Source organism: Arthrobacter sp. CMU6, from assembly GCF_059090205.1.
This window is the reverse complement of sequence record NZ_JBNHFL010000012.1, coordinates 60,825-72,576: the sequence shown is the minus strand read 5'-3', so window position 1 is coordinate 72,576 and position 11,752 is coordinate 60,825. Positions and strand designations below refer to the sequence as shown.

The window sequence follows — 11,752 nt, the reverse complement described above, 5'->3', positions numbered from 1 at the left end:
CCGAAGTGACAGTAAACGCAGGAACTGCGCCGCAGGCCGCAGCATCCGCCCCCGCCGTCCTGGTGCTCGAAGACGGCCGCATCTTCCGCGGCCGCAGCTACGGCGCGCAGGGCACCGCCCTGGGGGAAGCGGTCTTCGCCACCGGCATGACCGGCTACCAGGAGACCATTACGGACCCGTCCTACGCACGCCAGCTGGTAGTGCAGACGGCGCCGCACATCGGCAACACCGGTGTGAACAGCGAGGATGCAGAATCCCGCCGCATCTGGGTGGCCGGCTACATCGTCCGTGACGCCGCCCGCCGTCCGTCCAACTGGCGCTCGGAGCGCAGTCTGGACGACGAGCTCGTCGAGCAGGGCATCGTCGGCATCCAGGGCGTGGATACCCGGGCCATCACCCGTCACCTGCGCGAGCACAAGACCATGCGCGCCGGCATCTTCTCCGGCGAGGCAGCCATGGCCACCGACAAGGAACTCGTCGACGCCGTGCTCGCCAGCGAGCCGATGGAAGGCGCCCGGCTTGCCGAGGAAGTCAGCATCGACGAAGCCTACGTGGTGGAGCCCAGGGACCACGGCTGGGACGGCGAGGCACGCCTCACCATCGCCGCGATCGACCTCGGCATCAAGGCCATGACGCCGGCGCGCTTCGCCGAGCGCGGCGTCCGCGTGCACGTGCTGCCCGCCACGGCCACCATCGACGACGTCAAGGCCGTCAGCCCCGACGGCTTCTTCATGTCCAACGGCCCCGGCGACCCCGCCACGGCCGACAACCAGGTCAAGCTGCTCCGCACCGTCCTGGACGAGAAGCTGCCGTACTTCGGAATCTGCTTCGGCAACCAGATCTTGGGCCGCGCCCTCGGCTTCGGCACGTACAAGCTGCGCTACGGCCACCGTGGCATCAACCAGCCCGTCATGGACCGCCGTACGGGCAAGGTGGAGATCACCTCGCAGAACCACGGCTTCGCCGTCGACGCCCCGCTGGACGGCCCCACCAACGCGCCGGAAGAGCGCTACGGACGGGTCGAGGTCAGCCACGTCAGCCTAAACGACGACGTCGTTGAAGGCCTGGCCTGCCTGGACATCCCCGCTTTCTCCGTCCAGTACCACCCCGAAGCCGCCGCCGGCCCGCACGACGCCGCCTACCTCTTCGACCGCTTCATCGAGCTGATGGAAGGCACCCGCGACGGCCGCACCGCCAACCTGTCCAAGGAACCGGTGGACGCCCAGCACCCCGCAGAGGCCCAGCAGAACGGCGCCCAGCAGAACGATGCCCTGCCGAACACGACTGACAACAAGACTGAGGACAAGAAGTAATGCCCAAGAGAACTGACCTTAAGAGCGTCCTGGTCATCGGTTCCGGCCCGATCGTCATCGGCCAGGCCGCCGAATTCGACTACTCCGGCACGCAGGCCCTTCGCGTCCTCAAGGAGGAAGGCCTGCGCGTCATCCTCGTCAACTCCAACCCGGCCACCATCATGACCGACCCGGAGTTCGCCGACGCCACCTACATCGAGCCCATCACCCCCGAGGTGGTGGAGAAGATCATCGCCAAGGAGCGCCCGGACGCCGTGCTGCCCACCCTGGGCGGCCAGACGGCACTGAACACCGCCATCGCCCTGGACAAGAACGGTGTGCTGGAGAAGTACAACGTGGAACTGATCGGCGCGAACATCGCCGCGATCGAGCTCGGCGAGGACCGCGAGAAGTTCAAGGGCGTCGTGGAGCGCTGCGGCGCCGAGTCCGCCCGCAGCCACATCATCCACACCATGGACGAGGCCCTGAAGGCAGCCGACGACCTCGGCTACCCCATGGTGGTTCGCCCCTCCTTCACCATGGGCGGCCTCGGTTCCGGCCTGGCGTACAACGAAGACGACTTGCGCCGGATCGTCGGCCAGGGCCTGCAGTACAGCCCCACCAGCGAGGTGCTGCTCGAAGAGAGCATCCTGGGCTGGAAGGAATACGAGCTCGAGATGATGCGGGACAAGAACGACAACGTGGTTGTCGTCTGTTCCATCGAGAACTTTGATCCCGTGGGCGTGCACACCGGCGACTCCATCACGGTTGCCCCCGCGCTGACTCTTACCGACCGCGAATACCAGCGGCTGCGCGACATCTCCATCGCGGTCATCCGTGAGGTCGGCGTGGACACCGGCGGCTGCAACATCCAGTTCGCCATCGACCCCGCGAGCGGCCGCGTGGTGGTCATCGAAATGAACCCGCGCGTGTCCCGCTCCTCGGCGCTGGCATCCAAGGCCACGGGCTTCGCCATCGCCAAGATCGCCACCAAGCTCTCGCTGGGCTACACCCTTGACGAGATCCCGAACGACATCACCCAGAAGACCCCCGCCTCCTTCGAGCCCACGCTCGACTACGTGGTGGTCAAGGTCCCGCGGTTCGCGTTCGAGAAGTTCCCGGCCGCCGACAACACCCTCACCACCACCATGAAGTCCGTGGGCGAGGCCATGGCCATGGGACGCAACTTCACCGAGGCCCTGCAGAAGGCCCTGCGCTCCCTGGAGCAGAAGGGCTCGCAGCTGGACTTCAGCTCCGTCCCCGAATGGGAAGTCCCGGAACTCATCGAGAAGGCCAAGCGCCCCACGACCGAACGCCTGCACCAGGTGCAGCGCGCCCTGCTCGGCGGCGCCAGCGTGGAGGAACTCCACGAGGCCACCAAGATCGACCCCTGGTTCCTTGACCAGCTCCAGCTGCTCAACGAAATCTCCCAGGAGATCCGCCGCTCCGGCGCCCTGACCCAGGACATGCTCCGCAACGCCAAGCGCCACGGCTTCTCCGACGAGCAGATCGGCGCCCTCACCCACAACTCCGAGGCCGTTGTCCGCGGCGTCCGCCAGGCACTGGGCATCCGCCCGGTCTACAAGACCGTGGACACCTGCGCCGCGGAATTCGCCGCCTACACGCCGTACCACTACTCGGCCTACGACGAGGAGGACGAGGTTGCGCTGCACTCCAAGCCGTCCATCCTGATCCTCGGCTCCGGGCCCAACCGCATCGGCCAAGGCATCGAGTTCGACTACTCCTGCGTCCACGCCTCGATGGCGCTGCGCAAGGCCGGCTACGAGACGGTCATGGTCAACTGCAACCCGGAAACCGTCTCCACCGACTACGACATCTCCACCCGGCTGTACTTCGAGCCGCTGACCCTCGAGGACGTCCTTGAGGTCATCGCGGCCGAGGAGCGCACCGGCGGCGTGATGGGCGTCTTCGTGCAGCTCGGCGGCCAGACACCGCTGAAGCTGGCCCAGCAGCTGGCAGACGCCGGCGTGCCGATCCTGGGCACCTCGCCTGAAGCGATCGACCTCGCCGAGCACCGCGGCGCCTTCGCCCGCGTGCTGGACGAAGCCGGCCTGGTTTCCCCGAAGAACGGCACCGCCGTCTCCTTCGAGGACGCCAAGAAGATCGCCGACGAGATCGGTTACCCCGTCCTGGTCCGCCCGTCCTACGTCCTGGGCGGCCGCGGCATGGAGATCGTCTACGACGAGCCGAACCTGTCCCGCTACATCGCCAACGCCACCGAAATCACGGCCGAACACCCGGTGCTGATCGACCGGTTCCTCGAGGACGCCGTCGAGATCGACGTCGACGCGCTCTTTGACGGCACGGACATGTACCTGGGCGGCATCATGGAGCACATCGAGGAGGCCGGCGTCCACTCCGGCGACTCGGCCTGCGTCCTGCCGCCCATCACCCTGGGCAACAACGTGCTGGACCGCGTCCGCACCGCCACCCGGGCCATCGCCGAGGGTGTGGGCGTCCGCGGCCTCATCAACATCCAGTTCGCGCTGGCCTCCGACGTCCTGTACGTCCTGGAAGCCAACCCGCGCGCCTCCCGGACCGTGCCCTTCGTGTCCAAGGCCACGGGTGTGCAGATGGCCAAGGCCGCCGCCCTGATCGGCACCGGCGTGACCATCGGCCAGCTCCGCAGCGCCTACAAGATGCTCCCGGAGACCGGCGACGGCTCCACCCTGCCGCTGGACGCGCCTGTCTCCGTCAAGGAAGCGGTCCTGCCGTTCAGCCGCTTCCGCACCCCGGAAGGCAAGGTCGTGGACTCCCTGCTCGGCCCGGAAATGCGCTCCACCGGCGAGGTCATGGGCATCGACAAGCACTTCGACACCGCCTTCGCCAAGAGCCAGGCCGCGGCGAACAACGCGCTGCCCACCGAGGGCAAGGTCTTCGTGTCCGTCGCCAACCGCGACAAGCGTTCGGTGATCATGGGTGTCAAGCGTCTCTCCGACCTCGGTTTCGAGATCGTCTCCACGGGCGGCACCGCCGACGTCCTGCGCCGCAACGGCATCCAGGCCACCCCGGTGCGCAAGGTGGCCGAGGGCAGCAGCGCCGAGGGCGAAGGCACCATCGCCGACCTCGTGGTCGCCGGCGAAATCGACATGGTGTTCAACACCCCGTCCGGCGGCGAGGCCCGCAGCGACGGGTATGAACTCCGCGCCGCCGCCACGTCCATCGGCATCCCCTGCATCACCACCGTGGCCGAGTTCAACGCCGCGGTGCAGGCCATCGAGGCCCTGCGCACCTACGCCTGGTCCGTGACCAGCCTGCAGGAGCATGCCGCAGCGCTCGTTGCGTCGCAGGAGGCAGCCCTGCAGAAGGCCGCGCAGAGCCCGGCAGCGCAGAATGCCTGAGGCAGGGAACACCGCCGCAGGCGAAGGCGTTGCCCCAGGCGCCGGCCGGGAGTCGTTCGGCTCCCGGCTGGGCCGGGCCATGGCGGACCGCGGCCCGCTGTGCGTCGGGATTGACCCCCATCCCGCCCTCCTGGGCAGCTGGGGCCTGAACGACGACGCCGCCGGCCTGAGGCGCTTTTCGCTCACCGCACTGGAGGCCGTGGCTTCGCTCGCTGCCGCGGTCAAGCCGCAGGTGGCGCTGTACGAACGGCACGGGTCGGCAGGCATGGCAGTCCTCGAAGAGGTTCTCGCCACGGCCCGTGACGAGGGCGTGCTCACCATCGCCGACGCCAAGCGCGGCGACATCGGGTCCACGATGGCCGCGTACGCCGACGCGTGGCTCCGTGACGGCTCTGCCCTCGCCGCGGATTCCGTGACGCTGAGCCCGTACCTGGGCTTCGAGTCCCTCCGTCCGGCACTGGATCTTGCTGCCGAGCACGGCCGGGGCGTGTTTGTCCTCGCGCTGACGTCCAACCCCGAGGGCGCCTCGGTGCAGCACGTGGGCGGAAGCGATTCCGTGGCACGCCGGATCGTTGAGGCCGCCGCCGCGGAAAACGAACGCTACTCCGGGCCGCTGGGCTCGGTGGGCCTCGTGGTGGGAGCCACGGTGGGCACCGCGCTGGCTGACCTGCAGCTTGACCTGGGTGCCGTCCACGGCCCGATCCTCGCGCCGGGCCTGGGCGCGCAGGGGGCAACCCCGGCTGACCTGCGCCGGACGTTCGGCACCGCTTATCCCCAGGTCCTGGGAACGTCCAGCCGCGACATCCTCAAAGCCGGCCCCGGCGTCCGCGAGCTGACGGAGGCGGCGGAGCGCACGCTCGACGGACTCCGCTCCGAATAGTCCATTGATTTCTTCGGCCGGCAGGGAGTAGGTTCAGGACAAATCCGTGGCTGCTCCAACGCCGCCGGCCGCGGATCCGTTGGCTGACCCCAGGGGAAATGACCGTGAGCTTGCGACCCTTGTCACCGCAGGAACGTTCCGACGCACTCAGGAAGGCCGCGGCGGCAAGGGCTGCCAGGGCCTCGGCCAAGGAGCGGCTTAAATCCGGAGAGCTGACCGTGGCCCAGATCCTGGACTCCGGCGGCACCGAGGAGGCCATAGCGCGCATGCGCGTATCGGAACTCCTCGAGGCCCTGCCGGGCATCGGGAAGGTCCGGGCAGCGGCCATCATGGACAGCCTCGGCATCGCCGCGTCCCGCAGGGTCCGCGGGCTGGGCATCCACCAGCGCCGGGCGCTGGTAGATTTTATGAACGAGAAATAGCTTCATCCGAACAGAGTCATCTGTAGACCGTCCAAAGGAATACGTGAGCAACAAACCCGGACTGACAGTCCTCGCTGGTCCTACGGCTGTTGGCAAAGGCACCGTGTCCACCTATATCCGCGACAACTATCCCGAAGTCTGGCTGTCCGTCTCAGCCACCACCCGGGCCCCGCGGCCCGGCGAGATTGACGGTGTGCACTACTACTTCAAGTCCAAGGAAGAGTTCGAGTCCCTGGTGGCTGCCGGCGAATTCCTGGAGTGGGCCGTGGTGCATGGGCAGAACACCTACGGGACCCTGAAGAGCACCGTCAACCAGGCCATCGCCGAGGGCCGCTCCGTGCTGCTGGAGATCGACCTGCAGGGGGCACGCCAGGTGAAGCAGGCCGTTCCGGATGCCCAGTTCGTGTTCCTGGCACCGCCCAGCTGGGAAGAATTGGTCCGCCGGCTGGTGGGCCGGGGCACGGAATCGGCCGAGGAACAGCAGCGCCGGCTGGAAACCGGTAAAGTAGAACTTGCTGCTGAACCGGAGTTCGACCACACCGTCATCAATGACGACGTCCGCCGGGCAGCGGACGAGCTTGTTTCACTCATGGGGCTGACCCCGCATCCGCGCCAGCCGCAGACGCCATCAGCCCGCTAGAAATTTGGAGAATTCGTGTCCACGAACCTTGAAGGCATCATCAACCCGCCGATCGATTCGCTGCTTGAGGCAGCCGATTCCAAGTACGGACTGGTGATCTTCGGTGCCAAGCGTGCACGCCAGATCAATGCCTACTACGCACAGCTCCACGAGGGCCTGTTCGAGTATGTTGGCCCGCTGGTTGACACCAAGCTGAACGAGAAGTCGCTGTCCATCGCCCTGCGCGAGATCAACGAGGGCAAGCTGGTTTCCACGCCGATCGAAGCTGCAGAGTAACCTCCGCAGAGTAAACAGACTGCCTGCTGACGGAGTTCACGTGCGCATAGTCCTCGGAGTCGGGGGAGGGATCGCCGCCTACAAGGTGGCATTGCTCCTCCGGCTTTTTACTGAAGCCGGCCATGACGTCACCGTCATTCCCACGGAGGCAGCCACTCGCTTTGTCGGAGTGGCCACCTGGGAGGCGCTGTCCGGGAACCCGGTGACCAACAGCGTCTTCGACGACGTGGACCAGGTGAAGCACGTCCGCCTGGGCCACGAGGCAGACCTCATTGTGGTGGCCCCCGCCACGGCCGATCTCCTGGCCCGTGCCGCCACCGGCCAGGCCAATGACCTGCTCACCAACACGCTTCTCATGGCAAGTGGGCCGGTGCTGTTTGCCCCGGCCATGCACACCGAGATGTGGCAGCACGCGGCCACCCAGGCCAACGTCGAAACTCTGCGCAGCCGTGGCGTGACCGTCCTGGAACCCGCCAGCGGACGGCTCACCGGCAGCGACTCCGGCCCCGGCCGGCTGCCCGAGCCCGAAGCCATCTTCGACGCCGCCATGGCACTCTCCCAGTCCGCAGACGGAACCTCAACCGGGCCGCTGTTCCCGCTGGCCGGCCGCACCGTGACCATCAGCGCCGGCGGCACCCGGGAGCCGCTGGACCCCGTCCGGTTCCTGGGCAACCGCTCCTCCGGCAAACAGGGCGTGGCGCTGGCCGCTGCCGCCCGCGACGCCGGAGCCACCGTGCGGCTCGTGGCAGCCCATATGGAAGTGCCCGCACCGCCCGGGGTCGAACTCATCGCCGTCGAAACGGCCCTGCAGCTCCGCGAAGCCATGTTGGCAGCGGCAACCGATTCCGACGTCGTCATCATGGCGGCGGCGGTGGCCGACTTCCGGCCGGCGGAGGTGTCCGGAAGCAAGATCAAGAAGCGGGACGACACCGCCGACCCCGTGATCACGCTGGTCCGCAATCCCGACATCCTGCACGAGCTCGTCCAGGTCCGCGACGCCGCAGACAGCAGCCAGCTCGTGGTGGGCTTTGCCGCCGAGACCGGGGATGAACAGGGTGACGTGCTGTCCTACGCGGAGGCAAAGCTCAAGCGCAAGGGTTGCGACCTGCTGGTGGTGAACCACGTGGGCGCTGACAAGGTCTTTGGCCAGGACCACAACTCCGTGGTCATCCTCTCGCGGGCCGGTTCCGAGCCCCAGTTGGCCGCCGGCTCCAAGCAGGACGTCGCCGCCATTGTCATTGACCGCGTCGGCTCCGAACTGAGCCGGGTCTTTCCGCGAACCTGACGGGCGTAAGCAACGTCTCCTTAGCATGGGGACACACGCTGCCGCCCCTCCGTTTGCCAACCAGTAAGGTAGTTGAGTGACTTTACCGCTGCACATTCCAGAATCCCACGGGTCCGCACCCGCCTCGCTTCGGCTCTTCACCTCGGAGTCGGTAACTGAAGGGCACCCGGACAAGATCTGTGACCAGATCAGTGATGCGATTTTGGACGCCCTGCTGGACAAGGACCCCGAGTCCCGTGTCGCCGTCGAGACCATGGCCACCACCGGCCTGGTCCACGTGGCCGGCGAAGTGACCACCGACGCGTACGTCGAAATCCCCCAGATCGTCCGCGAGACCATCCTGGGCATCGGCTACGACTCCTCCGCCAACGGCTTCGACGGCGCACGCTGCGGCGTCTCCGTCTCGATCGGACAGCAGTCCAACGACATCGCCGGCGGCGTCTTCAATTCCCTGGAAGCCCGCGAGGGCCGCCAGGAGGACGACTACGACCTTCAGGGCGCCGGCGACCAGGGCCTGATGTTCGGCTACGCCAGCGACGAAACCCCGTCCTACATGCCGACGCCGATCTGGATTGCGCACCGCCTCTCCGAGCGGCTCACCGAGGTCCGCAAGAACGGCGAACTCGCCTACCTCCGCCCGGACGGCAAGACCCAGGCCACCATCGGGTACGACGGCGACCGGCCGGTTTCGGTCGAGACCATCGTGATCTCCAGCCAGCACGCCGACGGCTTCAGCCTTGAGCAGCTGCGGGCCGACCTCGCGACGCACGTCATCGACCCCGTCCTTGCCCTCGCGGACCTCGACATTTCGCGCACCAACAACATCCTGAACCCGGCCGGCGCTTTCGTGATCGGCGGCCCGGTGGGCGACGCCGGACTCACCGGCCGCAAGATCATCGTGGACACCTACGGCGGTATGGCCCGCCACGGCGGCGGCGCCTTCTCCGGCAAGGACCCGTCCAAGGTGGACCGCTCCGCAGCGTACGCCATGCGCTGGGTTGCCAAGAACGTGGTGGCAGCGGGACTCGCCAAGCGTGCAGAGATCCAGATCGCCTACGCGATCGGCCAGGCGCGCCCGGTAGGAACCTACGTCGAGACGTTCGGGACCGAGACCGTCGACCCGGCAAAGATCAGCGCCGCGATTGCGGAGATTTTCGATCTGCGCCCCCGTGCCATCATCGATGCCCTGGACCTCAAGCGTCCCATCTATGCCAAGACGGCCGCCCACGGCCACTTCGGCCGGGACGATCCGGACTTCACCTGGGAGCGCCTGGACCGCGTGGATGACCTGAAGGCGTACTTCAACGCCTGAACCGTTCCGTCCGTGGCCCCCAGCACCGGGAATGTCAGACCCGTGTGATTGGCTGATGAGCAGGCCAGGACGGAGGTGAGGCGCCATTTCTGCAAACAGCAAGTCTTCAAACGGCATATCCTCAAACGGCATGTCTTCTAACGGCACCTCCTCGAACGGCCTGCCTTCGCACCCGACGCCGGAGCCGCTGCAGCTGTCACTGCTGCAGGGGTTCCCGGCCACGGCCAGAACCCCCGGCGGCCCGCCGCTGGCCACCGAGCGTCCGGTGGCGCGCGTGCTCATAGAATCGCCGCTGCCGCACCTGGACCGGCCGTTCGACTACAGCGTGCCCGCGGAACTGGATGAGGACGCCCAGCCGGGCGTCCGCGTCCGAGTGAAGTTCAGCGGCCAGGAACTCGGCGGCTACATCCTGGACCGGGTTGAGGAGTCGGACGCCGGCCAGCCCCTCGTCCCGCTGCACATGATCGTTTCGCCGGTCGCCGTCCTGACCCCCGCCCTGCAGGAACTCGCCGGTCGGGTGGCCGCACGCTACGCAGGCACGGTCAGCGATGTGCTGCGCGTGGCTATCCCGCCGCGGGTGGTCAAGGTGGAGAAGGAGCTTGCGGACGTTGAGCCGGGCGGGCCTCCCGCAGCGGATCATGACATGTCAGGCTCCGGATGGACCATGTACCGGAACGGCGCCGCCTTCCTCCGCCACCTTGCGTCCGGAGGATCACCCCGGGCTGCACTGAGTGCGCTGCAGGGGTTCGGCCCGAACGGCTGGCCGCGTCTTATCGCGGAAGCTGTGGCGGCCGTCCGGCAGTCCGGACGCGGCGCAGTCGTCGTCGTTCCCGACTACCGCGACCTGGACCGCGTCCAGGCTGCACTCGAGGACTTGCTGCCCGCCGTTGACGTTGCGCGGCTGACGGCCGACGACGGCCAGACACCCAGGTACCGCAGCTACCTCCGAATACTCAAGGGTTCCGCAGGCGTTGCGGTGGGCACGCGCTCGGCTGCCTTCGCCCCGGTGCAGAACCTCGGACTGGTGGTGTGCTGGGACGACGGCGATGACCTCCACGTCGAACAGCGCTCCCCATACGCCCACACCCGCGAAGTGTTGCTGCTCCGCGCCGAGCAGGAGGGTGCGGCGTGCCTGCTGGCGGGGCACGCGCGCAGCACGGAGGTGCAGCGTCTGGTGGACGCCGGCTGGGCCATGCCAGTGGAAGCCGAACGTACGGTGCTCCGCCGGACGGTTCCCCGGGTCCTCAACACCGCCGACAGCTTTGAGCAGGAACGCGACCCGCTCGCCCGGATGGCCAGACTGCCGGGCGCGGCGTGGCGCACCGCCAAAGAGGCTCTCGAGCGGGGCCCCGTCCTGGTGCAGGTTGCCCGTGCCGGGTACGCGCCGTCGCTGGCGTGTGAAACCTGCCGGGAACCGGCGCGCTGCCCGTCCTGCCAGGGGCCGCTCGCCATCGCGGGCAGCGCCGCTGTTCCGCAATGCCGATGGTGTTCGACGCCGGCACCGGAGTGGCGCTGCGGGCACTGCAACGGCACCCGGCTGCGCCGCGGCGCGGCTGGTGTTCTCCGTACGGCCGAGGAACTGGGCCGGGCATTCCCCGGCAAGGCCGTGGTCACGTCCTCCGGCCAGAACGTCAAGGCCACGGTGCCGGATGCCGGTGCGCTGGTGGTGGCCACCGTGGGTGCCGAGCCGGTGGCTCCAGGCGGTTACGCTGCTGCGCTTCTGCTCGACGGCGACTCCCTGCTGCGCCGGGAGAACCTCCGCGCCGGCGAGGACGCCGTGCGGCGCTGGTTCAACGCCGCCAGCCTGGTCCGGCCGGCCACGGCGGGAGGGATCGTCGTCATCACCGCCGACGACACCGCTGCCGTCGGCGCGCTGCTGCGGTGGGACCCGGCGGGCTATGCCCAGCGTGAGCTGGGGCTGCGCGCCGAGCTGCAGCTGCCTCCGGCGGTAAGGGTAGCCGCCGTCACGGGCGGCAGCACCGCCGTCGGCCATTTCACGGCCTCGGCCACGAGACTTCTTGCCGCCGAGGGCGTGGAACTGCGCGTCGCGGGTCCGGCGCCGCTGCTGCAGACGGCAAGCATCCAAGCCCCCAGCATCCAGGCGCCCGGCCCGGAAAGCGTGGACGTGCGCACGCTGCTGTTCATTCCGTACGCCCAGGCCGCCACCGTGACCAGAGTGCTTCGGGCCACCAAGGCCGCAGGGGCAGCGAAGCGCACCGACGATCCCGTGCAGCTGCGGCTTGACGGGGTTGACGTGCTCTGACGGCTTGACGCTGCCCGGGA

The 11,752-nt window shown here is 68.0% G+C and carries 9 protein-coding genes; all 9 read left to right on the top strand.

What is annotated here, in order from left to right:
* Positions 1-5: 5 nt before the first annotated feature.
* The 9 genes from carA to AC5RWD_RS10415 all read left to right on the top strand — a co-directional run bounded on the left by carA (position 6) and on the right by AC5RWD_RS10415 (position 11,732).
* A complete protein-coding gene (gene carA / locus AC5RWD_RS10455) occupies positions 6-1,313 on the top strand; it encodes a glutamine-hydrolyzing carbamoyl-phosphate synthase small subunit (RefSeq protein WP_494019932.1) in 1,308 nt (435 codons plus the stop codon).
* Positions 1,313-4,654 (top strand): carbamoyl-phosphate synthase large subunit, encoded by a 3,342-nt coding sequence (gene carB, locus AC5RWD_RS10450; protein ID WP_494019931.1) that lies wholly within the window; start codon positions 1,313-1,315, stop codon positions 4,652-4,654. The genes carA and carB overlap by 1 nt, the downstream gene beginning before the upstream one ends.
* Positions 4,647-5,534: an orotidine-5'-phosphate decarboxylase gene (gene pyrF, locus AC5RWD_RS10445; RefSeq protein WP_494019930.1), complete on the top strand. Its 888-nt coding sequence runs from the start codon at positions 4,647-4,649 to the stop codon at positions 5,532-5,534. Before carB ends, pyrF begins: the two co-directional genes overlap by 8 nt.
* Positions 5,535-5,632: 98 nt before the next feature.
* A complete protein-coding gene (gene mihF / locus AC5RWD_RS10440; RefSeq protein ID WP_043418338.1) occupies positions 5,633-5,956 on the top strand; it encodes an integration host factor, actinobacterial type in 324 nt (107 codons plus the stop codon).
* 43 nt (positions 5,957-5,999) lie between these two features.
* Positions 6,000-6,596, top strand: a complete 597-nt coding sequence (gene gmk / locus AC5RWD_RS10435) for a guanylate kinase (protein WP_003800770.1) — start codon at positions 6,000-6,002, stop codon at positions 6,594-6,596.
* A 15-nt stretch (positions 6,597-6,611) separates the two neighbouring features.
* Positions 6,612-6,872, top strand: coding sequence for a DNA-directed RNA polymerase subunit omega (rpoZ, locus tag AC5RWD_RS10430; protein WP_003800778.1), 261 nt, complete (start codon positions 6,612-6,614; stop codon positions 6,870-6,872).
* 40 nt (positions 6,873-6,912) lie between these two features.
* The gene (gene coaBC, locus AC5RWD_RS10425; RefSeq protein WP_494019929.1) at positions 6,913-8,157 is read left to right on the top strand and encodes a bifunctional phosphopantothenoylcysteine decarboxylase/phosphopantothenate--cysteine ligase CoaBC; all 1,245 of its coding nucleotides are present in this window, start codon (positions 6,913-6,915) and stop codon (positions 8,155-8,157) included.
* 76 nt (positions 8,158-8,233) lie between these two features.
* Positions 8,234-9,469: a methionine adenosyltransferase gene (metK, locus tag AC5RWD_RS10420; protein WP_494019928.1), complete on the top strand. Its 1,236-nt coding sequence runs from the start codon at positions 8,234-8,236 to the stop codon at positions 9,467-9,469.
* A gap of 130 nt (positions 9,470-9,599) precedes the next feature.
* Entirely contained in the window at positions 9,600-11,732 is a 2,133-nt protein-coding gene (locus tag AC5RWD_RS10415) for a primosomal protein N' (protein WP_494019927.1), read from the top strand.
* Positions 11,733-11,752 lie beyond the last annotated feature (20 nt).